Source organism: Streptomyces sp. NPDC096136, from assembly GCF_044763325.1.
Taxonomy (GTDB): Bacteria; Actinomycetota; Actinomycetes; order Streptomycetales; family Streptomycetaceae; genus Streptomyces.
This window is the reverse complement of sequence record NZ_JBIWFZ010000001.1, coordinates 104662-129868: the sequence shown is the minus strand read 5'-3', so window position 1 is coordinate 129868 and position 25207 is coordinate 104662. Positions and strand designations below refer to the sequence as shown.

At 74.3% G+C, this 25207-nt stretch carries 21 protein-coding genes and 1 pseudogene; 9 read left to right on the top strand and 13 right to left on the bottom strand.

The features are described 5' to 3' along the window. Positions 1-2: 2 nt before the first annotated feature. A complete protein-coding gene (locus ACIRBY_RS00550) occupies positions 3-707 on the bottom strand; it encodes a succinate dehydrogenase cytochrome b subunit (protein WP_403893908.1) in 705 nt (234 codons plus the stop codon). A 105-nt stretch (positions 708-812) separates the two neighbouring features. Between ACIRBY_RS00550 and ACIRBY_RS00545 the strand changes: the two genes are divergently transcribed. Next, complete coding sequence (locus ACIRBY_RS00545) at positions 813-1691, top strand: LysR family transcriptional regulator (RefSeq protein ID WP_403893906.1); 879 nt, start codon at positions 813-815, stop codon at positions 1689-1691. 295 nt (positions 1692-1986) lie between these two features. Here ACIRBY_RS00545 and ACIRBY_RS00540 read toward each other — a convergent pair whose 3' ends face one another. Together ACIRBY_RS00540 and ACIRBY_RS00535 are read right to left on the bottom strand one after the other, a co-directional pair. Then, positions 1987-3486 (bottom strand): class I adenylate-forming enzyme family protein, encoded by a 1500-nt coding sequence (locus tag ACIRBY_RS00540; protein WP_403893904.1) that lies wholly within the window; start codon positions 3484-3486, stop codon positions 1987-1989. A 75-nt stretch (positions 3487-3561) separates the two neighbouring features. Next, positions 3562-4212: a TetR/AcrR family transcriptional regulator gene (locus ACIRBY_RS00535; RefSeq protein WP_403893902.1), complete on the bottom strand. Its 651-nt coding sequence runs from the start codon at positions 4210-4212 to the stop codon at positions 3562-3564. A 117-nt stretch (positions 4213-4329) separates the two neighbouring features. Between ACIRBY_RS00535 and ACIRBY_RS00530 the strand changes: the two genes are divergently transcribed. Next, on the top strand, positions 4330-5424 hold the full coding sequence (locus ACIRBY_RS00530) for an FAD-dependent monooxygenase (RefSeq protein ID WP_403893900.1): 1095 nt from the start codon (positions 4330-4332) through the stop codon (positions 5422-5424). A 251-nt stretch (positions 5425-5675) separates the two neighbouring features. Here the strand turns inward: ACIRBY_RS00530 and ACIRBY_RS00525 are convergent, their stop codons facing one another. Both ACIRBY_RS00525 and ACIRBY_RS00520 read right to left on the bottom strand, forming a co-directional pair. Further along, positions 5676-7841 (bottom strand): putative bifunctional diguanylate cyclase/phosphodiesterase, encoded by a 2166-nt coding sequence (locus tag ACIRBY_RS00525; RefSeq protein ID WP_403895208.1) that lies wholly within the window; start codon positions 7839-7841, stop codon positions 5676-5678. 131 nt (positions 7842-7972) lie between these two features. Continuing rightward, on the bottom strand, positions 7973-8803 hold the full coding sequence (locus tag ACIRBY_RS00520) for an SAM-dependent methyltransferase (protein WP_403893898.1): 831 nt from the start codon (positions 8801-8803) through the stop codon (positions 7973-7975). A gap of 872 nt (positions 8804-9675) precedes the next feature. On the opposite strand from ACIRBY_RS00520, the gene ACIRBY_RS00515 reads away from it, so the two are divergent. From ACIRBY_RS00515 to ACIRBY_RS00505, 3 genes are all read left to right on the top strand, one after another. Next, a complete protein-coding gene (locus tag ACIRBY_RS00515) occupies positions 9676-9801 on the top strand; it encodes a hypothetical protein (protein ID WP_403893896.1) in 126 nt (41 codons plus the stop codon). Positions 9802-9905: 104 nt separating this feature from the next. Next, entirely contained in the window at positions 9906-10676 is a 771-nt protein-coding gene (locus tag ACIRBY_RS00510; protein WP_403893894.1) for a hypothetical protein, read from the top strand. A 121-nt stretch (positions 10677-10797) separates the two neighbouring features. Then, positions 10798-11637: a hypothetical protein gene (locus tag ACIRBY_RS00505; RefSeq protein WP_403893892.1), complete on the top strand. Its 840-nt coding sequence runs from the start codon at positions 10798-10800 to the stop codon at positions 11635-11637. A 67-nt stretch (positions 11638-11704) separates the two neighbouring features. Here the strand turns inward: ACIRBY_RS00505 and ACIRBY_RS00500 are convergent, their stop codons facing one another. Continuing rightward, the gene (locus tag ACIRBY_RS00500) at positions 11705-12208 is read right to left on the bottom strand and encodes a hypothetical protein (protein ID WP_403893890.1); all 504 of its coding nucleotides are present in this window, start codon (positions 12206-12208) and stop codon (positions 11705-11707) included. Between the two features lie 353 nt (positions 12209-12561). Here ACIRBY_RS00500 and ACIRBY_RS00495 point away from each other — a divergent pair, with 353 nt between their 5' ends. Then, positions 12562-13227, top strand: a complete 666-nt coding sequence (locus ACIRBY_RS00495) for a class F sortase (protein ID WP_403893888.1) — start codon at positions 12562-12564, stop codon at positions 13225-13227. 90 nt (positions 13228-13317) lie between these two features. Here the strand turns inward: ACIRBY_RS00495 and ACIRBY_RS00490 are convergent, their stop codons facing one another. Together ACIRBY_RS00490 and lysX are read right to left on the bottom strand one after the other, a co-directional pair. Next, the gene (locus tag ACIRBY_RS00490) at positions 13318-14220 is read right to left on the bottom strand and encodes a polysaccharide deacetylase family protein (protein ID WP_403893886.1); all 903 of its coding nucleotides are present in this window, start codon (positions 14218-14220) and stop codon (positions 13318-13320) included. A gap of 99 nt (positions 14221-14319) precedes the next feature. Continuing rightward, positions 14320-17625, bottom strand: coding sequence for a bifunctional lysylphosphatidylglycerol synthetase/lysine--tRNA ligase LysX (lysX, locus tag ACIRBY_RS00485; RefSeq protein WP_403893884.1), 3306 nt, complete (start codon positions 17623-17625; stop codon positions 14320-14322). A gap of 60 nt (positions 17626-17685) precedes the next feature. On the opposite strand from lysX, the gene ACIRBY_RS00480 reads away from it, so the two are divergent. Beyond that, positions 17686-18147 carry a universal stress protein gene (locus ACIRBY_RS00480; RefSeq protein WP_403893882.1) on the top strand — a complete coding sequence of 154 codons (462 nt, stop codon included), beginning with the start codon at positions 17686-17688 and terminating at the stop codon, positions 18145-18147. Between the two features lie 12 nt (positions 18148-18159). Here the strand turns inward: ACIRBY_RS00480 and ACIRBY_RS00475 are convergent, their stop codons facing one another. Then, positions 18160-19368, bottom strand: coding sequence for a CapA family protein (locus ACIRBY_RS00475; RefSeq protein ID WP_403893880.1), 1209 nt, complete (start codon positions 19366-19368; stop codon positions 18160-18162). Positions 19369-19697: 329 nt separating this feature from the next. Between ACIRBY_RS00475 and ACIRBY_RS00470 the strand changes: the two genes are divergently transcribed. Together ACIRBY_RS00470 and ACIRBY_RS00465 are read left to right on the top strand one after the other, a co-directional pair. Then, entirely contained in the window at positions 19698-20231 is a 534-nt protein-coding gene (locus ACIRBY_RS00470; RefSeq protein ID WP_403893878.1) for a sigma-70 family RNA polymerase sigma factor, read from the top strand. Positions 20232-20484: 253 nt separating this feature from the next. Continuing rightward, positions 20485-20949, top strand: a complete 465-nt coding sequence (locus tag ACIRBY_RS00465; protein ID WP_403895205.1) for a hypothetical protein — start codon at positions 20485-20487, stop codon at positions 20947-20949. Positions 20950-21025: 76 nt separating this feature from the next. On the opposite strand, the gene ACIRBY_RS00460 is transcribed toward ACIRBY_RS00465, so the two are convergent. From ACIRBY_RS00460 to ACIRBY_RS00445, 4 genes and pseudogenes are all read right to left on the bottom strand, one after another. After that, positions 21026-21409, bottom strand: coding sequence for a hypothetical protein (locus ACIRBY_RS00460; RefSeq protein ID WP_403893876.1), 384 nt, complete (start codon positions 21407-21409; stop codon positions 21026-21028). A 26-nt stretch (positions 21410-21435) separates the two neighbouring features. Continuing rightward, positions 21436-22296, bottom strand: a complete 861-nt coding sequence (locus tag ACIRBY_RS00455; RefSeq protein ID WP_403893874.1) for an Fpg/Nei family DNA glycosylase — start codon at positions 22294-22296, stop codon at positions 21436-21438. 96 nt (positions 22297-22392) lie between these two features. Further along, positions 22393-24372: a SpoIIE family protein phosphatase gene (locus ACIRBY_RS00450; protein WP_403895202.1), complete on the bottom strand. Its 1980-nt coding sequence runs from the start codon at positions 24370-24372 to the stop codon at positions 22393-22395. 94 nt (positions 24373-24466) lie between these two features. Further along, positions 24467-25207: pseudogene (locus ACIRBY_RS00445) on the bottom strand (hypothetical protein); the annotation flags it as partial.

Genomic DNA, 25207 nt, shown 5'->3' with positions numbered 1-25207 from the left:
GGTCAGCTCACCACTCCGGTCATGACGGCGACGGGGACGGACACGAAGCCCGCGAAGAGGACGAGGGCCAGGGCGTCGGCCAGGAACTTCAGGGCCCGCTCGCGCCGGGCGCTGCCCGCGCCGAGGGTCTGGGCGGCGCTCCAGAAGCCGTGGCGGACGTGGAGGCCGAGGGCGGCCATGGCCACGATGTAGATCGTGTTGCCGTACCAGGTGGAGAAGGTCGCGAGGACGTTCTCGTAGGGGTGGCCGGCCCAGGCGCGCTCGTTGACGGTGAGGGTGGTGAGGTCGAGGAGGTGCCAGACGATGAAGAGGGCGAGGATGATCCCGCCCCAGCGCATGGTGCGGGTGGCGTAGCTCGCGCGGCGCCGCTTGTGGGCGTACTTGACCGGGCGCGCCTTGAGGTCGCGGCGGCTGAGCTGGTAGGCGCAGACGGCGTGGGCGACGACGGCGGCGACCAGGACCACGCGGACGATCCACAGGGCCCACTCGTAGTGCAGGAACGGTTCGCCGAGGGTGCGCAGGGCGTGGGCGTAGCCGTTGAACTCGTCGGGGCCGAAGAAGATCTTGAGGTTGCCGAACATGTGCGCGACGAGGTAGCCGAGCATGACCAGGCCGGAGACGGCCATCACGGACTTCTTGCCGACGGTGGAGTCCCAGAGCGTGCGCGGGGTGGACGGCCGTCGATCCGTCCGCGTTGCCAGAGCCATGCGTAGACCGTAGGGACGAAGGTCCCGAAAGGTCCAAGACATGGTGGAGCTGATCACGATAGGCAATCACTATGAAAGGCCGCCTCGGAGGCTAGCCTGGGGGGCATGCAGTTCCAGCAGCTGGTGTACTTCGTCGCCGTCGCCGAGACCCGGCACTTCACCCGGGCCGCCGAGCGGGAGCACGTGGCCCAGCCCTCGCTGTCGCAGCAGATCAAGGCGCTCGAACGGGAGCTCGGCGCCGAGCTGTTCAACCGGGCGCGGGGGAACATCGCGCTGACCGACGCGGGCGAGGCGCTGCTGCCCCTGGCCCGGCGGATCCTGGCGGACGCGGACACGGCGCGGCTGGAGGTGCAGGAGCTGCTCCAGCTGCGGCGCGGCCGGGTGCGGCTGGGGGCGACGCCGAGCGTGTGCACGGGGCTGCTGCCGGAGGTGCTGCGCGCCTTCCACACGGCGCATCCGGGCATCGAGCTGCTGATCGAGGAGGGCGGCTCGCTGGACCTGGTACGGGAACTCGCGCGCGGGGTCCTGGACCTGGCACTGATCGTGCTGCCGCTGCCGCCGTCGGCTCCCCCGCTGACCACGGTGGAGCTGCTGACGGAGGACCTGGTCGTCGTCTCGTCCCGCGAACTGCCGCCGCCGGGCGGTGGCGGGGAGCTGGCCATCGCCGACCTGCGCGAGGAGCCCATGGTCATGTTCCGGCACGGCTACGACCTGCGGGACCTGACGGTGGGGGCCTGCCGGGCCGCGGGGTTCGAGCCGGTGTTCACCGTGGAGGGCGGCGAGATGGACGCCGTCCTCGGCTTCGTACGGGCGGGGCTGGGCGTCGCGGTGGTCCCGGCGATGGTCGTGGAACACGGCGGCCCGGGCCTGCGCGCCACCCCCCTCGCGGGCTCCCCGCTCCGCCGCACGATCGCCCTGGCCCACCGCACGGACGTCGCCCCGCCCCGCGCGGCCCGCGAACTGAAACGCATCCTGACCACCTGACCCGCCCCGAACCCCGGCCGGCCACCCCCGAGCCCCGGCACCCCGCCCCCAGGCCTGGACCGAGCCCGCCTGGGCCCGGGCACCACCGCCCCCAGGCCTGGACCGAGCCCGCATGGGCCCGGGCACCACCGGCCCCGGGGCGGGCCGAGCCCGTCCCCGCCCCGGCACCACCGGCCCCAGACCCGGGACTGGACCTGGGCATCGTCGCGACCGGGGTAGGGCCCGGGGAGGCCGGGGCGCTGTCCGGCCGTGGGGCGGCACGGAGCACGTTCCCGTTTTCGGGACCCCGTACGAGTCAGCGGCCGGTGGCGGGTGCGGCCGCCGCGCGGGTGCGCAGGCGGCGTTTGTCGGGCTTGCCGCGGTCCGTGAGCGGGATGTCCGCCTCCCAGAAGACCGCCGTCGGGCGGTGCGCCGGGGCGAGCTCGCGTTCCACCAGGTCGCACGCTTCGGCGGCCGCCGTGTCGCTGGGGGTGTGGCCGGCGGCCGGTACGAGGAAGGCGCAGACCTCCTCGCCTGTCGCTGCACCGGGCCGGCCCACCACGACGGCCTCGGCGACGGCCGGGTGCCGGGCGAGCGCCGCCTCGACCGGCAGGCTGTAGATGTTGACCCCGTCGACGATCACCACGTCCTTGCTCCGGTCGTCCAGGTACAGGTACCCGCCGCCGTCGACATGGCCGAGGTCCCCGGTGCGCAGCCATCCGTCCCGCAGCACCTCGGCGGTCAGCTCCGGCTGGTTCCAGTAGCCGGTCATCATCGCCGCCGACCGGACCCACAGCTCGCCGGTACGCCCCGCGGGCAGCACCGCGTCCCGCCCGTCGCGCACCTGGACCTCCACCCCCGCGGCCGGGCGCCCCGCGGACGCCAGCAGCTCGGGCCGGCCGGCCACCGCCTCGTCGTGGTCGGCCGGGGTGAGGCGGGCGATCACGGCTGCCTCGTTCATCCCGTAGCCCTGCCGCCAGCGCCCGCCCCAGCGGGTCACCGCCTCGCGGAGCCGCTCGGGAAGGATCGGCGAGGCGCCGTACGAGACGGCTTCCAGCCCGGGAATGCCCCCGGCGGTCGCGGGGTCGTCCAGCAGCCGGTACACCATCGGGGCCGTCAGGTACGTGGACACCCGCCCGAGCCGTCGGCAGGCCGCCGCGAACTCCCCCGGTGCGAAGGGGTCGAGGATCTCCACCCTGCCGCCGGCCCGCAGCTGCTCCAGGCACCTCCCGCCGGCCCGCTGGGCGAGGCTGGTGACCGACAGGTGCACCGTCTCGGTCCAGGCGGCCCCGCGCCGGCCGTCCCGCGCGGCCATCGCCCCGAACGTGGACGCCACCCCCTTGGGCCGACCGGTGGTCCCGCCGGTGTACGTCACCCGGGCCACGTCCTCCTCCCGCGCCCGCACCCTGACTTCGGCCGGCTCCCGCGCGGCCGCCCTCGCCATCAGCTCGTCGAGGGCCAGCAGCGGCACCCCCGTCGCCGGTACCGGAACGTCGTGCACCACCAGGTCCGGCAGGCAGTCCCGCAGGATGAACTCCAGGCCGTGCACCGCCGGGCCGGTCACCACCTGCGTCAGCCGGACCCCCAGCAGATGCGCGGCGATCCGCACCAGCAGGGCCTCCGGCAGGTTGCCGCCCGTCACACAGGCCAGCCCCGCTCCCCGCCCGACCCCCGCCTCCGTAAGCGCCCCGGCCAGCCGGTGGACGGCGTCCAGCACCTCGGAGAACCGCAGGACCCGGGGTCCGGCCCCGATCGCAGGCCGCTCCCCGTACCGCTCCAACGCCCCGACCAGCTCGGTCACATACCGCGCGGCCATCCGCACACCACCTCTCCGGCCCGCTGCCCGGCGGGCTCCCGCCGGGCACCCTGCAGGACCCGGCGGCCCGACCGCTCAGGCCCGGGATATCAGGGGGTCCAGGGTCCGGTCGAGACCGTCGGCCAGCATGCCGAAGGCCCGGTCGGCGTCGGCGACGGCCGCCGGGTAGGCCTCGTCCGCCGTACTGCCCGCGTCGATGCGACGCCAGTTCTCCCGACCCAGCCCCTGACGGACCGCCACCAGGTGTGTCGCTGCGAGGCGGGCGGACAGCGGCTCGACCTGCTCCCCCTCCAGGACGGCGGCGAGCAGTTCCACCTCGCGGGACGTGTAGTGGGCGATCCGGCCCTCCAGGCTCGCCGTGGAGTACAGCAGGCCCTGGAAGGCGAGCACGTTCGGATGGTCGCAGAGCCCGGTGATGGGGTCGCGCTCCGCGAGGGCGGCCAGGAAGTGGTCGTGGAGCGCGCCCACCGGGCTCCGGCCCGCCGGCCGCTCCCGCACGATCCGCGCCGCCTCGTCCTGGTGGTCGGCGAAGCGGTCGAGGACCAGGTCCTCCTTGCTCGGGAAGTACCGGAACAGGGTGGGCTTGGAGACTTCGGCCGCCGCGGCCACATCGGCCACGGACACGGCGTCGAAGCCCCGTTCCAGGAACAGTTCCAGCGCCGTGGCCGCCAACTGGCGACGCGTACGCAGTTTCTTGCTCTCGCGCAGACCCGTCGTGTTCTCCATGGCACCACCCTAGAACCAAATCGCAACCAAGTCAATTTCTTAACCCGGTTGCATTTTTCGTCGGGGCGCGCTTTCCTTGGTTCAGCGACGACGAGACGACAAGAGAGGACCCCTCCGATGGCTGACACGACGACCCGCGCGACGACCGACGTCCTGATCGTGGGCTCCGGCCCCACCGGACTCACCCTGGCCTGCGCCCTGACCCTGCGCGGCGCCTCCGTCCGCGTCCTCGACGGGCGTACAGGCCCGCACCGCGAATCCCGGGGCAAGGGACTCACCCCGGACAGCCAGGAAGTCCTCGGCCGACTCGGGGTCGCGGACCGGATGGCCGCCACCGGCTCCCGGGGCGTGGTCCTGCGCAAGTACTTCGACGGCGCCCACGTCAAAGACACCCCGGTCGACGGGGGCGGCCTGCTGATCGGCCAGTGGCAGGTCGAGGAGATCCTCCGGGAGCGGCTCGCCGGCCTCGGCGTCCGCGTCGAGTACGGGGCCCGGGTGACCGGCCTCGCCCAGGACCCGGCCGGGGTCACCGTCCGCCTGGCCGACGGCGGTTCGGCCCGCGCCGCTTACGCCGCCGGGTGCGACGGCGGCCGCAGCACCACCCGCGAGCTCCTCGGCATCCCCTTCGAGGGGTACACCGAGGAGAAGCCGACGATGGTCGTCGGGGACGTGCGGGCCCCCGGGCTCAGTCGCGCGTACTGGCACCAGTGGTTCACCACCGAGGGCGGCGGGATCATGCTCTGCCCGATGCCGGGCACGGACACCTTCCAGCTCCAGGCCTCCCCGGAGACCGGTGAGGACGGAGAGCCCCTGCCGCCGACCCCGGACGGCTTCCAGCGACTCTTCGACCGGCACGCCGGGATGGCGGGCATACGGCTGACGGAGGCCACCTGGCTCTCCAGTTGGCGGGTCAACGTCCGCCGGGCCGCCCGGATGCGCGAAGGCCGGGTCCTCCTCGCCGGGGACGCCGCCCATGTCCACCCCATCGCCGGAGGACTCGGCATGAACACGGGCATCCAGGACGCGGCGGCCCTCGCCCGCACCCTGGCCGCCGCCCTCACGGACCCGGAGGCGGCCGGCACCCTCGACGGATACGAGGCCGAGCGCCTGCCGGTGGCCGAGCGGCTGCTGGCCGACACCTCCGAACGCCACCGGCGGGTGCTCGCCGCGGTCCGCGAGCCCGGCCGGGGAACGGAGGCGGGGATGAACTGACGGCCGCCCGCAGGGCAGGCAATCCCTCCCCCACGGCGACCCCGCCCGACTCGCCCGCACGGCGAACCCGCCGGGGCCGGCCGTCGCGCCACGGCGGCCGCCCCTGAGCCGGCCCGACACACCGGGCCAGAGGCTCCGGGCCGGGCGGGCCAGGGCTGGCACTCCGAGCCCGCTCCGGGCCAGACGCTCCAGGGCGGTGCGGCGGGCCGGGGCGGCCGGGGCGCACGCCCGGGGCCCGGGGCCCGCCTAGCTCATCGGGTGGGGACCGCGTCGCAGAGCGAGAGGGTGTGGATGCGGTCCGGGGACCCCGGGCGGGCGTAGTACCAGCCCTGGGCCGTGTCGCAGCCGAGGGCGCGGAGCTGGGCCGCCTGGGCTCCGGTCTCCACCCCCTCGACCGTCACCGCGAGCTCCAGGCTGTGGGCCAGGGCGACGATCCCCTCCACGATCTTGACGTCGACGGGGTCGGCCGGCTCCTGCTGCATGCCCTGGGTGAAGGAGCGGTCCAGCTTCAGGACGCTGACCGGCAGCCTGCGCAGGTTGGCCAGGTTCGAGTAGCCGGTGCCGAAGTCGTCGAGGGCGATGTCCACGCCGAGCGCGGCGAGTCGGCGCAGCGGTTCGAGGAGTTCGTCGTCGGCGCCGATGAGGGCGGACTCGGTGACCTCCAGGCACAGCGCGCCGGGGGCCAGGCCGGAGGACTCCAGGACGCGCAGGGTGTCGGCGACCAGCCCGGGGTGGGTCAGCTGGGTGGGCGAGAGGTTGACGTTGACGCGCAGGGGCGCACCGCCGTGCTGGCGCTGCCAGTTGCGGGCCTGGCGGACGGACTCCTCCAGGACCCAGCGGCCGAGGGGGACGATCAGGCCGGTCCGCTCGGCCAGCGGGATGAAGCGGTCCGGGCCGAGCACCCCGTACTGGGGGTGCGACCAGCGCACCAGCGCCTCCGCGCCGCGCACGCTTCCGTCGTGCAGGTGCACCAGGGGCTGGTACTCGATGAAGAACTCGCCGCGTTCCAGCGCCGCCGGCAGGGCGTTGGTCAGGCCGTGGCGGGTGATGGCCCGGGCGTCGGCCTCGGCGTCGGCGAACTCGAAGCGGTTGCCGCCGGCCGCCTTGGCCCGGTACATGGTGATGTCGGCGCTGCGCAGCACCTCCGCCGGGGTGCGCTCGCCCGAGGCGCCCTCGACGATGCCGATGCTGCCGCGCACGGACAGCTCCCGGCCCTCCAGCCGGATGGGCGTGGACAGCGCGGTGAGGATGCGGACGGCGAGGTCGGTGACCTTCTCCTCGGTCTGGGCTCCGGGGCCGGTGGTGAGGGCCACGAACTCGTCGCCGCCCAGCCGGGCGACGACCTCGCCCGGCCCGGTGGCGCAGCTCTGCAGGCGGTCGGCGACCTCCACGAGGAGGCGGTCGCCGGCGGAGTGGCCGAGGCTGTCGTTGACGGTCTTGAACCCGTCGAGGTCGAGGTAGCACAGGCCGAAGCGGCTGCCGGGGGCGGCGTTCAGGGCCTTCTCCAGCCGTTCGAAGAACAGCGTGCGGTTGGGGAGCCCGGTCAGCGCGTCGTGCGTGGCCTCGTAGCGCAGGCGCAGGTTCAGCAGCCGGCGTTCGGTGGTGTCCTCCATCAGGGCCAGCTGGTACTGCGGGGCGCCGTCGGCGTCGCGCAGCAGGGACACCGTCAGGTTGGTCCAGAGCACGGTGCCGTCGTGCCGGTAGTAGGGCTTCTCCACGCGGTAGTGCTCGCGTTCGCCGCGTACGAGTTCCCCGTACATCTTCCAGACGTGCGGGGTGTCGTCGGGGTGGCCCCACTCGCTGACGTTGCGGCTGCGGACGTGTCCTTCCAGGCCGCCGAACATCTTGAGGAGGGTGTCATTGACCTCCAGGATGTTGCCGTCGAGGTCGGCGATGCCGATGCCGACGGCCGCGCCCTCGAAGACGGCACGGAAGCGCTCCTCGCTGGCGTGCAGGGCCTGCTGGGCGTCGATGCGGGCGGTCAGGGCGGAGCGGGCGATGGCCTCCTGCTCCCTGAGGGTCCGCTCGCGCAGCGCGCGGGCGAATCCGGCGGCGATGCCGTGCTGGAGGCGGGCGCAGCGGGAGCGGTACTCCTCGGTGCTCTCGCTGCCGTCGGCGGCGGTGCCGTCCGGGCCGCAGTACAGGACGAGGTAGGACTCGACGACGCCGAGGGTGCCTGCGAGGGCCTCGGGGTCGGTGCAGTGGACGGCGACGAGTTCGGCGCCCACGGCCTGGGCGACGCCCGCGTCGAAGGGGCGGGCGTGCAGGGCCTGGGCGAGGGTCCGGGCGAGCGGGACGAGGTGCTGTTCGAACTCGGGACGGGTCAGGGAGGTGGCCGTGACCGGGAAGATGGCCCTCCCCCAGATGGTGGCGAAGCGCGCGATCCGGTCCTCGAGCCCGATGAGCGGCTCGTGCAGCGGTGCCCGGCCGGCGTGCGGGACGGGCGCAGCCGCGCCGGCCGCGGGCGCCTGCGCGGACGCGGACCCGGCGCCCCCCGCCGGGTGGGCCTGGCCGGGGGTCGCGGGCGGGGGCGTCGGAGCGGGGAGTCTCACGCCTTGCGTCCCACGCCGCCGAAGCCCGAGAAGGCGTACGGATCCTCCGGGGTCTCGCCCTCCGCGAGCGGCCCGGTGCGCTCGGGGTGCCAGTCGGGCATGGAGACGAGCCCCGGCTCCAGCAGCTCGAAGCCGTCGAAGAAGCCGGCGATCTCCTCGTGGCCGCGCATGACCAGCGGGTTGCGGATGTCGCGGTAGACGCCGACGGTCCCGGCGGCGACCTCCTCGCTGAGCGGGATGCCCTCGTAGGAGGCGTGGGTGAGGATCAGCACGCTGCCCGGGGCCAGGGCGTCGCGCAGCTCCGCGACGGCGGCGTACGGCTCGTCGGCGTCCTCCAGGAAGTGCAGGACGGCGACCAGCATCAGGGCGACGGGCCGCTCCAGGTCCAGCAGCCGGCGGACCTCGGGGGCGGCCAGGATGTCCTGGGGCTTGCGCAGATCGGCGGCGACCACACCGGTCCGGTCGTCGCCGGCCAGGACGGCCCGGCTGTGCGCGACGGCGACCGGGTCGTGGTCGACGTAGACGACGCGGGCCTCGGGGGTGGCGGCGCGGGCGATCTCGTGGACGTTGCCGAAGGTGGGGATGCCGGAGCCGATGTCGAGGAACTGGGTGATGCCCTCGGCGACGGCGTGGCGGACGGTGCGGCGCATGAAGGCCCGGTTGGCCTGCATGATCTTGGGGAGGCCCGGCATGAATTCCATGGCCCGGCGGGCGGCCTGCCGGTCGACCTCGAAATTGTGGGAGCCGCCCAGGTAGTAATCGTAGATACGGGACACGCTCGGCACCGATATGTCGATGCCTGGCGGGGCCCAGGCGGGGCGTTCCATCGGGGTCTCCAAGCCGTTGTCGTGTCGTGTTCGTACCTGGTCCGCCCGGGGGTCGGACTCCTGTCCGAGCCGAATGTACTGATCATTGCCCAACAGGGCGAGCAAAAGCGGAAATTGCCGGTCCGTTCTTGGTCACACACCAAAGGTGACCGGGACCGCCGCCGACGCCGCGGAAACCGACAAATGCCTTTTGAGAATTGACCGGCGTTCAATCACAAGCGATCAGAATCTGTCTCAAACCTCACCGGTCCAGGATCCGCCCGTTCGGGCGAACCGGTCCCGGGTCCCGCGTGCGCGGGCGCGCGCGACCCCATGCTCGCCGGGTGAACAGAGCCTTAGCCAGACGCCTGCTGGCGGCCCCGGTCCTGCTGTGGGCGACCCTGTCGACCACTCCGGCCGTGGCCGATAGCTGCGCCTACGCGTCGATCGCCGCCGGGGACGGATCGATCTCCGTCGAGGTGTACGCGTACGCCGGCAGCGGCGGGAGCGCGGTCTCCGCGGGTGGCGGACATCACGACGGCGGACCCGGAAAGGGCCGCGGCCACGACAAGGGACGCGGCCACGGGCACGAGCACCACTGCCCGCCGCCCCCTCCCCCGCCGTGTCCGCCGAAGCCCACCCCCACGCCCACCCCGACCCCCACCCCGACCCCGCCCAAGCCGACGCCGCCGCCGCCGCCCAAGCCCACCCCGCCACCCCCTCCTCCGCCACCGGCCCCGGAGCCGCCGAAGCCCGCGCCTCCCGCGCCCCGGCCGCCCGCACCGCAGCCGCCCGCACCCCGGGTCCAGGCGGCGCCCGCACCTCCTCCGCCACGGCCCGCGCCCCCTCCGCCGCCCGCCCCCGCACCGAAGCCGCCCGCACCGAAGGCCAAGGTGCCGCGGCCCGCATACCACACCGCCGCGCGCAAACCGCTCGAACACCACATCTCACCGGTCACGTTCACCCTCATGACCGCCGCCCCCGCCGTGCTCGCGATCGTCGCGCTGCGCCCGCGCTAGTCCGCGCCCGCCGCCCACCCCCGTGCCGCCCGCCGCCCGCCGCCCACCGCGCGGCGGCCCGCCGGTGTCCACCGATCGCCACCGCCCACCGATTGGGAGTCGTCTTGTCGGAATGGCTCGTCCTGTCCCTCGCGATGGCCGCGGCCTGCGCCGTGGTGCTGTCCATCGCCTTCTTCAACCACCGCAGGATCACCGAGGACGACGATCCGAACGAGACCCCGGACGTCATCGAGTACATGACGATGATGATCGGGGTGATCTACGCGATCGTCCTGGGCCTCGCGATCGCCGGCGTCTGGGAGGGCCGCGGGGCCGCCCAGGAGTACGTGCGCCAGGAGTCCCAGGCCCTGCACGAGATCAGCGTCCGCTCCGAGGTCTACCCGGCCGAGGTGCGAAAGAGGATCCGCTCCGACGTCGACGCGTACGTGACCTACGTGGTCGACACGGAGTGGGCGCACATGTCCAAGGAGAACGAGCTCACCGACCGGAGCGCGGAGCTGCTGGAGAAGATCCGCCGCGACGTGACCGACTACGAGCCGCAGACCGACCACGAGGGACAGGCCTACCAGCCCCTGGTCGACCAGGTCGCGCTGGTGGACGACGCCCGCAACGCGCGGGGCGAGAGCGCCGGGGCCACCATGCCCGGGGTGGTGTGGTTCGGACTGATCGCCGGGGCCCTGGTGACCGTCGGGCTGATCTTCACCCTGCAGATCCGCCGCTCCTTCCGCGAGCTGCTGCTCGCCGGCCTGTTCAGTGCGCTGATCGCCTTCCTGCTGTTCCTGATCTGGGACTTCGACGCACCCTTCGGACGAGGGGTCGCGGCCACCGCCGAACCCTTCCTCTCCCAGTTCCCGCACCTCGGCCTGAAGAGCTGAGCGGACGGGGCACGGCCGGGCCGCCCGCCAAACCGCGGGAGGGGGTCCCCTCCCCGGTTCGGCCTACGGCCGTGCCCCATTCGCCCGTCCCTGATCGCGGGTCACCCGGCCGGGACCTAGCGTGGCGGACATCGAGGCGCACGACCCCACCCGTGCGGAAACGCTGCGCGACTGCGCCTCGGAGATCCGGAGGAACGCGACCATGGGTGCGATACGCAGCTCCGCCACCACCCTGCTGAGCGCCGGCGCCGCGGGCCTCGCCCTCGCGCTCGGCGCCTTCGGCGCGCCCGTCGCCCTCGCGGCCGAGGCGGCGCCCGCCACCTCCTTCGCCTTCGCCGTCACCCCCTCGACGGTCGCACCGGGCGGCACGGTCACCCTCTCCGTCAGCAACTGCGCCGCCGCCTTCGCCACCGCCTCGTCCGGGGTCTTCGACACCGTGACCATCGAACGGGGCAAGACCGTCAAGGTCCGGGTCGACCGCGACGCCCGGCCGGGAGCCCTCTACTCGGTCACCTTCACCTGCAACGGGGAGAACGGCTCCGCCGACCTCACCATCTCCGGCGGGACGACGCGGCCCAGCACCAGCTCCACCTCCGGCCCCCGGCGCACCCCCTCCCCGACCGCCACGACCGGCACGGGCCTGAGGCCGCCGCCCTTCACCACACCGCCGACGCGCACCCCCGCGCCCGCGCGCACCACACCGCCGGCCCGCACCACCCAGCCCGCCCGCCCCATCCAGCCCGCCCGGACCACACCGCCGGCCCGCGCGGCCACACCGCCGGCCCGCGCGACCGCCGCCCCCCGCGCGACCACCGCCACGCTCGGCGTCCGCGGCGGGCTCGGCGGCAGCATCGCCGGGGCCGATCCGGTCGAACTCGCCGCGGGCGCCGTCCTCTTCGCCGCCGCCGCGGGCGGCACCACGTACGCCCTGCGCCGGCGCCGCGCGACCCGCGGCCACTGACCCCGCCCGGGCCCCCGCGGACGCGGCCGGGCCCGGGGGGGGGCGGCGCCGTGCACCACGGAGCGCGTCAGCTGCGGGCGGCGGCGGCCGGACGGCGGCGGCGCACCACGTGCACGCCCGCGCCGAGCGCCGCGGCACCGACCAGGCCCGCCCCGATGGCCGTCTCGGCGGTGGACGGGCCGAAGGAGCCGCCGAGGCCGCCCTGGGCTCCGTTGCCCGCCAGGATCGTGAAGCGGTGCGTGGCGACGAGGCTGTTGTCGTGGCACTTGACCGACAGGGTGTGGTGGCCGGGAGAGGCGTGGTTGAAGATCCGGACGGTCGCGAAGCCGATGGAGCCGGCCGACAGGTTGGTCTGCGGAAAGTTGCCGTGGGACCAGACCGTGCCGCCGTGGCCGCAGCCGGCCGCGCTGACCTGCATCGAGGCGCCCTGGTGGACGGAGTACGGGTTGACCGTGACGTTGCTCGGCCCGTTGCCGCCGCCGTTCGGGTTGTTCGCGGCGGCGAACGGGGCACTGAGCCCGAGCGCGGCGCAGGCGGCCGCGGTCACGGTGAGAGCGCGGAAAGCACGCATGGTGGAACCTCCAGCGGGAGAGCGCCCCGGAGCGGTGGCCCGGGCAGATCGACGAGAACGCCTCCCATCACGAACCCTCCCGGCGGGGCGCAACCAGCGCATTTCCGCCCTTGGGCCGCCCGGTTGAGCGACACGCCGAAGCACGCCCGGCGCATCTGACGGATCCGCAGGTCACGAGCCGTCAGGCATTTATGTGATGATTACCTGGATGGCCGCACCCCGTCCGGCGGCACCACCCGTTCGCCCCTCCCCGATCGCCGTCCCGCCCTTCCGCCCTTAGCGTGCGGGAAGAAGGGCGTACAGGGGAGGGACTGGAACGCGGGTCGGGACCCCCGCGTCGGGAAGGGAGAGCCATGCTCGAGGACGAGACCGGGCAGCGGCCGAGGAGACGTTCCCCTTGGGGCGTGCTCGCACTGGCACTGCTCAGCGGCCTCGCCATGATGCGGAACGGGGCGAACGTGGAGGACGGGCCGCCGCAGCCGACCGCCGCCGCGGCCGTGGCCGCACGGGCCGACCGGCAGCCGGCCGACGCGCCCGCGCCGCCCGCGGACATGGAGGTGCTGGACCACTCGTCGGTGCAGCGCATCCGGATTCCGACGATCAACGTGGACGCGCCGGTGATGACGGTCGGCCTGGACGCGCAGGGCTGGATCGACGCCCCGCCGCCGCAGGACCGCAACCTGGCGGGCTGGTACCTCAACGGCATCTCGCCGGGCCAGCAGGGGTCGGCGGTGATCGTGGGCCACGTGGACAACGCGCAGGGCCCGGCGGTCTTCTACGGCCTGGGCTCGCTCAAGCCGGGCAACCACATCGAGGTGGAGCGCTACGACGGCCGGACGGCCGTCTTCGAGGTGTACGGGGTGGAGGTGTTCGCGAAGGACGCCTTCCCCGGGGCGCGGGTGTACGGGGACACCGGGCACCCGGAGCTGCGGGTCATCACCTGCGGCGGCGGCTACTCGAAGGCCAAGGGCTACGACGGCAACGTGGTCGTCTTCGCGCGGATGGTGGAAGCCCGCTGAACAAACGTTTCACCTGGTCCGTCCGGCGGGCCGCCGCCCTCCCGCGCGGCGGCCCGCCGGCGGCCCCCGGCCCGCGCGCGGGCCCCGGCCTCAGCGCGGCGGCAGGACCGGGAGGGTCATCCGGTAGCCGCGGGCCAGCAGCTGGGGCAGGTACGTCTCCAGCGCCCGGACGCTCTGCGACCGGTTGCCGCCGGCGTCGTGGTTCAGCACGATCACGCCCGGGGCGGCCCCGTCCAGGACCCGGGAGACGATGCTGGTGGTGCCCGGCTCCGTCCAGTCGAGGCTGTCCACCGTCCAGGCCAGCGGCTCCATCCCCAGGTCGGCCCCGATCTCGAAGGCGGCCCGGTTCCACGCCCCGTAGGGGGCCCGGAACCACAGCGGGGGCTGTCCCACGGCCTGTTCGACGACCTCGCTGGTGCGCCCGATCTCCGACTCCAGCGCGGACCGGCCGAGCTTGGGGATCAGCGGGTGGGTCCAGGTGTGGTTGCCGATGACGTGCCCCTCGGCGGCCATCCGGCGCAGGAGGTCGCGGTTGTCGGTGGCCATCTCCCCGCAGACGAAGAACATCGCGCGGACCCCGTACCGGGCGAGGGTGTCCAGGATGGACGGGGTGTAGCGCGGGTCGGGGCCGTCGTCGAAGGTGAGCACCATGGCCCTGGGGCCCGCGGCCGCCCCCTGGGGCAGCTCCAGGATGGGCCGGGTACGGACGGCGGGCTTCACGGCGGGCGGCTTCGCGGGGGCCTCGGCCGTCATCGGCTTGAGCCGGTAGGGCGCGTCGGGCAGCCCCTCCGGGCGCAGGCCCGGTGCCCCGGCGGCCCCGGCGCCCGGTCCGGCGGCCGGCGCGGGGGTGCCGGTGGCGGGTCCGCCGGGCGCAGCGGCCGGTGGGCCGTCCTCGCCCCTGCCGAGCAGACCGGAGGAGGCGGCGGCGATTCCGAGGAAGACGGCGGTGCGCAGGAGCACGCGCCGCCCTACTGTCGGCTCGTCATTTGTCATTATTACTACGTATCAACGACATCGCCGAAGATGTCGAGGGGCGCGGACGCGCCCCGTTCCCGTCACCCGCTCGGACCAGCAGCCCGCCGGGCCGCCCGGTCAGCTCTGGCGCACGAGCGGGAACGGCAGCGTCTCGCGGATCGTCAGACCCGTGAGGAACATGACCAGCCGGTCGACCCCGATGCCCAGCCCTCCGGTGGGCGGCATGGCGTACTCCAGGGCGTCGAGGAAGTCGTTGTCGAGTTCCATCGCCTCCGGGTCGCCGCCGACCGCCAGCAGGGACTGGGCGGTGAGCCGCCGGCGCTGTTCCACGGGGTCGGTGAGCTCGGAATAGGCGGTGCCCAGTTCGGTGCCGAAGGCGACGAGGTCCCAGCGTTCGGCGAGCCGGGGGTCCCTGCGGTGCTGCCGGGTGAGCGGGGAGACGTCGGTGGGGAAGTCCTTGTAGAAGGTGGGGAGTTTGGTCCGCTCCTCCACGAGGCGCTCGTACATCTCCAGGACCACGTCGCCCCGGGTGTCCTCCGGTCCGTGCGGGACGCCGGCCCGGTCGCACAGGACGCGCAGCCGGTGTTCCTCGGTGTCGGCGTCGACCTCCTCGCCGAGGGCTTCGCCGATGGCCCCGTACATGGTCTTGACCGGCCAGGGCCCGGAGATGTCGTGCACGACGAGCTTGCCGTCGGGGCCCGCCTTGTGGGCAATGGGCGAGCCGAAGGCGGCGGTGGCGGCGCCCTGGATCAGCTCGCGGGTGAGGTCGAGCATCACGTCGTAGTCGGCGAAGGCCTGGTAGGCCTCCAGCATCGTGAACTCGGGGTTGTGCTTGTAGGAGACGCCCTCGTTGCGGAAGGTGCGGCCCATCTCGAAGACCTTCTCCATGCCGCCGACGCACAGCCGCTTGAGGTAGAGCTCGGGTGCGATGCGCAGGTACAGGTCGAGGTCGTAGGCGTTGATGTGGGTGCGGAAGGGGCGGGCGTTGGCGCCGCCGTGGATCTGCTGGAGCATCGGGGTCTCGACCTCCAGGTAGCCGCGGTCCAGGAGTCCCTGGCGCAGCGCCTGCACGGCGCTGGAGCGGGCCCGTACGACGTCGCGCGCGTCGGGGCTGGCGACCAGGTCGAGGTAGCGGCGGCGGACCCGGGCCTCCGGGTCGGCCAGGCCCTTGCGCTTGTCGGGGAGGGGGCGCAGGCACTTGCCGGTGAGCTGCCAGGAGTCGACGAGGACGGACAGCTCCCCGCTGCGGCTGGCGGCGGCGGTCCCGGCGGCGACCACGTGGTCGCCGAAGTCGACCTGGGAGGTGAAGGAGTCCAGTACGGCCGGCCCGGACTCGTCGCGGGTGAACATCAGCTGGACGTCGCCGGTCCAGTCGCGCAGGACGGCGAAGACCGCTCCGCCGAGGTCGCGCACGACCATCACCCGGCCGGCGAGGACGACCGGTTCGCCGGTGCGGGCGCCGGCGGGGAGCCGGCCGGGGTGGTCGGCCTTGAGCCGGGCGGCGGTGTGGGTGCGCTGCCGGATCCCGACGGGGTAGGGGTCGGTGCCGGCCGCGCGGATCCGCTCCAGCTTGGCGTGGCGGACCCGGACCTGCTCGGGCAGCCGCTCGGCGGGCGCGCGCTCCCCCTCCTGCACGAACTCCAGGCCGAGGGAGTCGATGGAGGGCAGCCCGGCGGTGTCGGCGGGGGCGGTGAGGCCGCGGGGCTGGTGGCCCTTGCCCCACAGTTTGCGCAGGCTGGGCACGGAGACGAAGCCCTCGGCGATGCCGGAGGCGAGGCTGACCCGGGCGAGCGAGCCGGCGTCCTGGTAGCAGAGGAAGCGGGGGTACCACTCGGGCCCGTACTTGACGTTGGAGCGGTAGAGGGCCTCCAGCTGCCACCAGCGGGAGAAGAACAGCAGCAGCCTGCGCCAGAGCTTGAGCACCGGCCCGGCGCCGATCCGCCCGCCCTCCTCGAAGGCGGAGCGGAAGACGGCGAAGTTGAGGGAGATCCGGCGCACGCCGAGGCCGGGGGCGGCCGCGCAGAGCTCGGCCACCATGAACTCCATGACGCCGTTGGGGGCGGCGCGGTCGCGGCGCATCAGGTCGAGGGAGATGCCGTCCTTGCCCCAGGGGACGAAGGAGAGCAGGGCGATCAGCTCGCCCTGGGCGTCGAAGGCCTCCACGAGCAGGCAGTCCCCGTCCGCGGGGTCGCCGAGCCGGTCCAGGGCCATGGAGAAGCCGCGTTCGGTCTCGGTGTCGCGCCAGTGGTCGGCCCGGTCGACGATCTTCTGCATCTCCTCGTCGGTCAGGGCCGAGTGGCGGCGGATCAGGGTGGTGGCGCCGGCGCGCCTGACCCGGTTGACGGCCTGCCGGGTGACGCGCATGTCGCGGCCGTCGAGGTCGAAGTGGGCGACGTGCAGGATGGCCTCGTCGCCGAGCTGGAGGGCGCTGAGCCCGGAGCGGGCGTAGGCGGTCGCGCCGTCCTCGGAGGCGCCCATGACGGCGGGCTGCCAGCCGTAGCGGCGGGCCACGGCGAGCCAGGCGTCGATGGCGGGGGTCCAGGCGCCGGGGTCGCCGACCGGGTCGCCGCTGGCGAGGCAGACGCCGGCCTCGACGCGGTAGGTGACGCCGGCCTTGCCGTTGGGGGCGAAGACGACGGCCTTGTCGCGCCGGGTGGCGAAGTAGCCGAGGGAGTCGGCGCGGCCGTAGGCGCCGAGCAGGGCGCGGATGCGGGGTTCCTCGTCCCCGTGCAGGGCGGCGGTCAGGCGCTGGGAGCGGAAGAGGGTCGCGGCGGCGTTCAGCAGGGCGAGGGCGCCGAAGAGGCCGAGGAGGAAGTAGAGGAAGCGGGGCGGGCGGCCGTCGAACTGCCGGGCGGAGAAGAGTCCGCCGAAGACCTGTTTGGCGGCCCAGTCCAGCCATTGTTCCTTGGGCAGGGTGCCGGGGAACAGCGCCACGAGGGCCCAGCCGAGGAGGACGGCGGCGAGCAGCCCTAGGCCCAGGACGAGCAGGGCGCGCCAGACGGCGCCGGGGCGGGAGGCGGCGTAGAACTCCTTGCGGGCGGCGATGAGCACGATGAGGGCGGCGACCGCGAGGGCCATGGACAGGCCGCCGACCCAGAGGTCCCCGCCCGCGATGATCAGGACGTCGACGAGGATCAGCAGGGCCAGATAGGTGACGACGATCCACCAGGCGATCTTCTTGCGGATGCCGAGGGCGGCGGCGAGCAGGAAGAGGAAGACGGCGTACGCGAGGTTCTCGCTGACCGGTACGACGAAGTCGTCGAGGAAGTGCACCACGGGCCGCAGCAGTCCCCGCAGCACCGGGGAGAGCGCCAGCAGCGCGCACAGCAGGCCGAGCGTTCCGAAGAACGCCCCGAAGGCGTCCGGGACCCGGTTGAGGAACCTGCCGCGGGCACCGCGGGTCTGCTCCAGCGTGGCACTCATGCCATGCACTGTAGGGAGGGCCGCGCCGCGGCGCGCGCCGAACGGGATAGCCTCGGCAGCGTGACGGAGCACGCAGGTACGGCATTCGAACGGGGCACGGACGGGCCGAAGGTCATCCTCGCGGGGGTGGACGGCTCGGAGTCCTCCCTGCGGGCGGCGGCCTACGCGGCGGGCCTGGCCCGGCGGCAGAACGCGCTGCTGGCGCTGGTGTACGTGCAGCCGGTGCTGGCGGCGGGTGCCTCCCTGGGCGCGCCGGTGGCGGAGGCGACGGGGGAGGTGGCGGAGGAGATCGTGGCCGAGATCCGCGCCTCGGCGGAGCGGCTCAGGGGGGTCTTCGAGGTGCGGTGGGAGTTCCACACCTTCCGCGGCGACCCGTTCGCCGGGCTGGTGGACGCCGCGGACGAGCTGAAGGCGGACGCGGTGGTGGTCGGCGCCTCGGAGCGGGCCGGCCACCGCCTCGTCGGCTCGGTGGCGGTGCGGCTGGTGAAGGCGGGCCGCTGGCCCGTCACGGTGGTCCCGTAGGGGCGGCCGGCGTCACCGGGCGCGCGTGAGGCCGTCCTGCGCGGCGTCGCGGCTGAGGACGGCCTCGGTGACGGCGTCCTGGGCGCTCTCGTACTCGGCGTTGCCGGGGTCCTGGGCGAGGGCGGCGGGGAGGTTGACGATCCGGCCGGTGGAGAGGTCCATCATCTGCGGGACGAACTCGGCCCGGGTGACCCGCCAGCGCTGTCCGGGTGCGGCGGGCGGGGCGAAGGTGAAACGGCCGATGGAGCCGTAGTTGCCGCGCATGTCGCGGTCGCCGGTGTGGTTGAACATCTCGCCGGCGACCTGGTCGCCCATCCCGTAGACGATCCAGGTCCCGTTGACCTTCTCGTAGGCCTGCGGGATGTGGGCGTGGGTGCCCAGGATCATGTCGATGTCGGGGCGGCCGGCGGTCTGCGAGGCGGTGAGGGCCTTGCCGAGCGAGAGCTGGGTCTCGTCGGGTTCGGTCTGCCACTCGGTGCCCCAGTGGAGGCTGACGAGGACCACGTCCGCGCCCGCCTTCCGGGCGGCCCGCGCGTCCGCGACGATCTTGTCCTGGCGCATCAGGGCGACCGCCCACGGCTGGCCGTCGGGCATCGGGTAGCCGTTGGTGTCGTAGGTGTAGGCGAGGTGGGCGACCTTGGCGGAGCCGGCCGCGTAGAGGGTGGTCCGGGCGGCCTCCGCGGCCGTGCGGGCGGAGCCGGCGTGGCCGAGGCCGACCTTGTCGAAGCGGTCGAGGGTGCGCTTCAGGCCTTCGGCGCCGTCGTCCAGGGTGTGGTTGGAGGCGGTGGAGCAGCCGTCGTACCCGGCGTCCTTGAGGGCGTCGGCCACCGTGGGCGGGGAGACGAAGGCGGGGTAGCCGCTGAAGGGGCCGTCGTCGTCCCCGTAGATGGTCTCCATGTGGCACAGGGCCAGGTCGGCCGCCGAGACGAGCGGTTTGACCGCGGAGAACATCGGCCGGAAGTCGTACCCCTCGCCGCCCGCGTCGGCCGCCGCCCGCTGGATGATCGAGGTGTGCGGGAGGACGTCGCCGCTGGCGACCAGGGTGAAGCCGCGGGCGGGGGCGGCGGGCGGGGCGGATCGGGCCGCCGCCGCGGGCGCGCCGGCGGCGCTGGATCCGAGCCGGGCGGGGGCGGGGTGGCCGCTGCCGGAGCAGCCGGCGGCCGCGGCGGACAGCAGGGCGGCCGACAGCAGGGCCAGTCCCCTGCGGGTGCGCTTGGTCATCTGACCCGGCTCTCCTTGAGTGGATTATCGGATTATCTGTAATCCCTACGAATCCATAAGAGAGGGCGCCGCAAGTCAAGGAACGGCGCCGTCCGCCCGCCCCCGCCTCACTCCGACGGCCCCGGCCGTTCGGCGCGCCGTTCAACCGTTCGTCGTCCGGCGCGGCCGCCCACCGGACCACGCGGGTGCTTGGGCGCAACGCCGGCGCCGGACGGTTCCCGGGCGGCCCGGCGCAGGTGAGGGTGGGTGCAGACGGACCGTGAAGACGCCCGCGGACCCCTCCCCGAAGCCCCGTCGCCCGCCCCGCGGATCCGGAAGGAGCCACTGACGTGCCGCCCTCCCCCACTCTCCAGCGCACGGAACCCGCTGCGCTCGCCGCACTCCAGCGCGAGCACGGGCGGGCCCTGTTCGGCTTCCTGCTCGGCCTCACCGCCGGCGACGCGCAGCGCGCCGAGGACCTCGTACAGGAGACCCTCGTCCGGGTCTGGCAGCACCCCGAGGTGCTGGCGACCGGGCACGAGTCCATGCGGCCCTGGCTGTTCACCGTGGCCCGGCGGCTGGCGATCGACGCCCGGCGGGCCCGGCTGTCACGGCCCCAGGAGGTCGAACCCGACGGCCTGGAGCAGGCGCCCGCGCCGGAGGACGCGGTGGCCGGGTCGGTCACGGCGATCGACGTGCGCCGGGCGGTCGGCAGCCTGGGGCAGGAGCACCGCGAGGTGCTGATGCAGGTCTACTTCCAGGACCGCTCGGTCGCCGAGGCCGCGGCGGAGCTGGGCATTCCGGCCGGCACGGTCAAATCCCGCACGCACTACGCCCTGCGCGCCCTGCGCAAGGGGCTCCAGGGGTACGGGCTGGGAGCCTGAACCGGGGCGGGAGACGGGGAACGCCCCGGCCCCGCCGGAGGAACACTCAAGGAACGCCCTCCACGCGCACGAACCGGACACAATCCACGCCGAAATCGGCATCAGTCCGTTCAAGTTGAGTAAACATCCCCCGCCCCGCGAGCCCTCCGGTGAAGGCTCGGGGATGACGGTGGCAGGCTCAACGCGCGGGAGAGGTGGAACGGTGCAGCCCGAGGGTTCGAACGGCACCAGTGACGGCGGACTGGCAGTGCCCATGGCCTGGCTCTACGCGGAGTACATCGCGGACGAGCTGCTGCGCACGGGCAGGCTGATCCCGGTCAGCACCCTGGAGTTCCGTGCCGGGCGGGACACGCTCGCGCTGACGATCTACCTCTCGGACGCGGCCGGCGAGCTCTCCGGGATCCGCGTCGTCTCGCAGCTCGACGAATGGCTGTCCCTGACGGCGTACGGGCACCCCTGGCGCGACTGGGTCGAGACCCGGTTCCTCACCCTGGGCGAGGAGGCCCGCGAGCGGGGCCGCGACGAGGACCCCGACCTGGAGCTGGCCCGGGCGGCCTGGCGCTGGCTGGACCACACCGAGCTGTTCGCCACCAACCTCGACCCGGACCGGCCCGAACAGTCCGGCCCCCCGCCCGGCCTGGACGAGAACGCCCGCGTCTGGACCCCGGCCTGGCAACTGGGACTCCCGCTGGGCCACCTGGCGATGCACCTGTTCTGACGCCCCGCCAGGGCCCGTCCGCCGGATCACGACCGGGGCCGCCGTGTCCGGCCCCGGGCCGCCAGGCAGGCCCTGGCTAGACCATGTCCGCGGGGTCGGTCACCAGCCCCGTGAAGTCCGCCTCGTTGCGCTCGGCCCGCGCCACGTACCGGCGGGCTATCAGCCACATCGCGGGGTACGCCACAAGTCCGAGCGCCACCCACACCGCCGGGCCCGCGACCGCCCGGGGCAGCAGGAAGCCCAGCGGGAGGAGCCCGAGCAGCAGGAACAGCAGCGCCACCGCGGCCAGCCCAGCGCGCAGCTGGCTGCGCATCAGGGCGCGTACGTAGGTGGCGCCGAGGGTGGTCTGCTCGGAGATCTCCGAGCGGGCGGGGGCGTGCGCGGGCGGCCTGCGCCGCGCGGCGCGCGGGACTCCGGTGACGACCTCCCGCCGGGGCGGTGGCTGCTGCTGCTCGGCCATGGTGCCGGAGTCTACGCAGCGGCCCCCTACTTGAGGAGGCGGGAGAGCCTGCGGTCGGCGAGCGGCTTGCCGCCGGTCTGGCAGGTGGGGCAGTACTGGAGCGAGGAGTCGGCGAACGACACCGAGCGGACGGTGTCCCCGCACACCGGGCACGGCTCCCCGTCCCGGCCGTGCACGCGCAGCCCGCTCTTCTTCTCCGCCTTCAGCCGGCCGGCGGCCAGGCCGCGGGCCCGTTCTACGGCGGTCCGCAGGGTCTCGCGCACGGCCTCGTAGAGGTGGGTGACCTGCTCGTCGTCGAAGGAGGCGGCCGGTTTGAAGGGCGAGACGCGGGCGGCGTGCAGGATCTCGTCGCTGTAGGCGTTGCCGATGCCGGCGATCACGCTCTGGTCGCGCAGCAGCCCCTTGATCTGGCGCCGCTCCCCGTCGAGGAGGGCGGCGAAGGCGTCCCGGTCGAAGTCCGCGGCGAGCGGGTCGGGGCCGAGGCGGGCGATGCCGGGGACCTCACGGGGGTCGCGCACGACGTACACGGCGAGGCGTTTTTGCGTGCCCGCCTCCGTGAGGTCGAAGCCGGCGCCGCCGTCGAGCACGAGGCGCAGCGCGAGCGGTCCCTTGCCGGGGCGCGGGGGCTGCGCGGGGAAGGCGTCCTGCCAGCGCAGCCAGCCGGCGCGGGCGAGGTGGGTGACGAGGTGGAGCTCGCCGACGCGGAGGTCGAGGAACTTGCCGTGGCGGGCGACGGGGCCGGTCGCCCGCCCCTCCAGGGCGGTCAGCGGCGGGTCGTAGGTCTTGAGCACGCTGACGGCGAGCGGGAGGGCGCGCGCGACCACCTGCCCGGCGAGCTGTGTTTCGAGGAACTCCCTCAGCGCCTCGACCTCCGGCAACTCCGGCATCCTCCCAGCCTGACGCGCACCTCCGGACGGCGCGAGTCGGGCGGGACGGGCGGGACGGGCGGGACGGGCGGGACGGGCGGGACGGGCGGGACGGGGTCACGAGACCACGAACTCGCACCACACGCACTTGCCGCCGCCCCTCGGCTCCACCCCCCACACGTCCGCCAGCCGGTCCACCAGCATCAGCCCCCTCCCCGACACCCCCGCCTCCCCCGCCTCCCGCCGGCGCGGGAGGGCGCTGGAGCGGTCCTCCACCTCCACCCTGAGGCGCCGCTGCGGCCCGCTCAGGGCGCGCAGCGTCACGATCGCCGGGCCGTCCGTGTGCATCAGGGCGTTCACGATCAGCTCGTCCGCGACCAGCTCGATCTCGTCGGCCCGGCTCCGCGCGCCCCACGCCCGCACCGCCGTTCCGATCATGTGCCGGGCCGCGACGAGGGCCTCGGGGTCCCCGGGGGCGACGTGCTGCTGGAGCCGGCCGCCGCCGGCCTCGCCCGCCTCGTCGCCCTCGCGGTGCAGCAGCAGGAGGGCCATGTCGTCGTCCCCGCCCCGCTCGTCGGCCACCTCGCACAGCCGGTCGGCGAGCAGCTGGAGGTCGTCCGGTCCCTCGCGGACCAGGCCCGTCAGCACGCGGACGCCGTCGTCCAGGTCGGCTCCCGGCTGTTCCACCAGCCCGTCGGTGCACAGCAGAAGCGTTTCCCCGGGGTCCAGTTCCACCGTCGTCACCGGGTACTCCAGCCGCCCGAACTCCGCCGACAGCCCGAGCGGCATCCCGCCCTCCACCGGCAGGCGCCGGCACTCCCCGTCCCGGGTCCGCAGCAGTGGGTCGATATGGCCGGCGCGGACCACCTGGAGCACGCCCGTGGACAGGTCGGCCTCGACATAGGTGCAGGTCGCGAAGCGGTCGGTGTCCAGTTCGTGCAGGAAGACCGAGGCCCGGGCCATCACCGTGCCCGGGGAGTGCCCCTCCGCGGCGTAGGCGCGCAGGACGATGCGCAGCTGTCCCATCACGGCCGCGGCGTGCGTGTCGTGGCCCTGGACGTCCCCGATGACGGCCCCGACGCGGCCGCCCGGCAGCGGGATGACGTCGTACCAGTCGCCGCCGATGTCCTGCCCCATCCGCGCGGACCGGTAGCGGACCGCGATCTCGGCCCCGGGCACGGCGGGTATCCGGCGGGGCAGCATGGCCTGCTGGAGGCCTTCGGCGAGGTCGTGCTCCTGCTCCAGCAGCATCGCCCGCTGGAGGCTCTGCGCGATGCTGCTGCCCAGGGCGACCAGGAGGTTGCGTTCCTCCTGGGTGAAGCCGTCCTTGTCCTCGTAGAGCAGCCCGATGGCGCCGATCGGCCGGGCCTGGGCGATCAGCGGCAGGTAGGCGGCGGCCGAGATGCGCATGTACGAGATCCTCGACCAGAGCGCCGGATAGCCTTCGGCGAACTCCTCGGCCGACTCCAGGAACCGGGGCTGGAGCGAGCGGACGACCTCGCTCATCGGGTACTGCTCGTCGACGCGCGTGTAGCGCGTGCCGGGGACGAAGCTGCCCTCCGGGCCTTCCGCCACCAGGTGGATCCGGCCCGCCTCGACCAGGCCCATCACCATGCCCATCGAGCCGAGCCGCTCCAGCCCGTGGGCGTCGCCGATGACGTCGATGACGTCCTTGACGGTACGGGCGTGGGCGAGCGCGGCGGTGGTGGACTCGACGACGGAGGTCTGGCGGCGGCGCTCCTCGTCCAGGCCGAGGCGTTCGGCGGAGTGGCTCAGCTCCTCGGTGGCGTCGCGGACGATGCCGATGATCCGGTACGGGCGGCCGTCGGGGTCGCGCATGACGCGGCCCTGGGTGTGCGTCCAGCGCATCCGCCCGTCACGGCAGCGGATGCGGAAGTACGCCCCGTAGCTGTCCGAGCCGCTCTTCAGGGCGCTGGAGACCATCGCGTCGAGGCGGGTGGCCTCGGCGGCCGGGACGCGCCGGCCCAGCGACTCCGGCCGCCCGTCGTACTCCTCGGGGGGCGTGTCGAAGACGTCGAGGGCCGCCGTGTCCAGGTGCATGAGCCCGGTGACCAGGTCCCAGTCGAAACTGCCCATCCGGTTCAGTGACAGGGACCGGTCCGGGTGTGCGGGCCAGTCCTCCGGCAGCGATACGGTGCTCGGCACCGATCCACCATGACACAGCCCGGGGTCAGGCGCTCTCCAGATAGGGGGCCTGGTCGGCGCCCTGATCGGAGCCCGGCTGCCGGTCGGGGGAGGCGTACGGGTCGGCGGGCGCGGTGGGGCCGGTGGTGGGTACGTCCTCCGGGTCCGGGGTCAGACCCGGATCGGCGGGGAGGAGCGAGCCGGGGGCGTCCGAGAAGGGGTCGGAGGGCGTGGCGGGCGGCATCCCGGGGGTCGTGGCGCCGCCCGGGAGGTTCCCGGGCGGGGTGGAGGGCGGCGTCCGCGGGGAGGTGGGCCGTCCGGGCGTGGTGGCGCCGCCGGCGGTGTCGGAGGGGCAGGGGGCGGGGCCGGTGGCGGACGGCGGTCCCTGGGGGCCGGCCTCCGCCGGAAGGCCGGGGGCTCCGGGGACCGGCAGCTGCTCGTCCAGGGGCCCTGCCTGTCCCGCGGCCGGCGCTCCGGGCGGGCCGGCGGGCGGTGCGTCCAGCGGGGCGGTCGCGGCGGGCGCGCCCATGGGGACCTGCCCGGGAGGGGCCGGCGGCGCGGTCTCCGGCAGGTTCGGCCCTCCGGCGGCCGGGGATCCGCCCTGCCCGGGCACGTCGAGCGGAGGGTCCGTCTCCGCCAGGCTCCGCCCACCGGCGGCCGGGGATCCGCCCTGCCCGGGCACGTCGAGCGGAGGGTCCGTCTCCGCCAGGCTCCGCCCACCGGCGGCCGGGGATCCGCCCTGCCCGGGCACGTCGAGCGGAGGGTCCGTCTCCGCCAGGCTCCGCCC

What these genes read in the sequence shown, in the direction of transcription:
- ACIRBY_RS00520 (WP_403893898.1), bottom strand. Translation starts at nt 8,803, where the DNA reads ATGGAACGCCCCGCCTGGGCCCCGCCAGGCATCGACATATCGGTGCCG.
- ACIRBY_RS00530 (WP_403893900.1), top strand. Translation starts at nt 4,330, where the DNA reads ATGGCTGACACGACGACCCGCGCGACGACCGACGTCCTGATCGTGGGC.
- ACIRBY_RS00490 (WP_403893886.1), bottom strand. Translation starts at nt 14,220, where the DNA reads ATGACAAATGACGAGCCGACAGTAGGGCGGCGCGTGCTCCTGCGCACC.
- ACIRBY_RS00495 (WP_403893888.1), top strand. Translation starts at nt 12,562, where the DNA reads ATGCTCGAGGACGAGACCGGGCAGCGGCCGAGGAGACGTTCCCCTTGG.
- ACIRBY_RS00545 (WP_403893906.1), top strand. Translation starts at nt 813, where the DNA reads ATGCAGTTCCAGCAGCTGGTGTACTTCGTCGCCGTCGCCGAGACCCGG.
- ACIRBY_RS00450 (WP_403895202.1), bottom strand. Translation starts at nt 24,372, where the DNA reads ATGGGCAGTTTCGACTGGGACCTGGTCACCGGGCTCATGCACCTGGAC.
- ACIRBY_RS00460 (WP_403893876.1), bottom strand. Translation starts at nt 21,409, where the DNA reads ATGGCCGAGCAGCAGCAGCCACCGCCCCGGCGGGAGGTCGTCACCGGA.
- ACIRBY_RS00455 (WP_403893874.1), bottom strand. Translation starts at nt 22,296, where the DNA reads ATGCCGGAGTTGCCGGAGGTCGAGGCGCTGAGGGAGTTCCTCGAAACA.
- ACIRBY_RS00475 (WP_403893880.1), bottom strand. Translation starts at nt 19,368, where the DNA reads ATGACCAAGCGCACCCGCAGGGGACTGGCCCTGCTGTCGGCCGCCCTG.
- ACIRBY_RS00550 (WP_403893908.1), bottom strand. Translation starts at nt 707, where the DNA reads ATGGCTCTGGCAACGCGGACGGATCGACGGCCGTCCACCCCGCGCACG.
- ACIRBY_RS00500 (WP_403893890.1), bottom strand. Translation starts at nt 12,208, where the DNA reads ATGCGTGCTTTCCGCGCTCTCACCGTGACCGCGGCCGCCTGCGCCGCG.
- ACIRBY_RS00540 (WP_403893904.1), bottom strand. Translation starts at nt 3,486, where the DNA reads ATGGCCGCGCGGTATGTGACCGAGCTGGTCGGGGCGTTGGAGCGGTAC.
- lysX (WP_403893884.1), bottom strand. Translation starts at nt 17,625, where the DNA reads ATGAGTGCCACGCTGGAGCAGACCCGCGGTGCCCGCGGCAGGTTCCTC.
- ACIRBY_RS00535 (WP_403893902.1), bottom strand. Translation starts at nt 4,212, where the DNA reads ATGGAGAACACGACGGGTCTGCGCGAGAGCAAGAAACTGCGTACGCGT.
- ACIRBY_RS00465 (WP_403895205.1), top strand. Translation starts at nt 20,485, where the DNA reads ATGGCCTGGCTCTACGCGGAGTACATCGCGGACGAGCTGCTGCGCACG.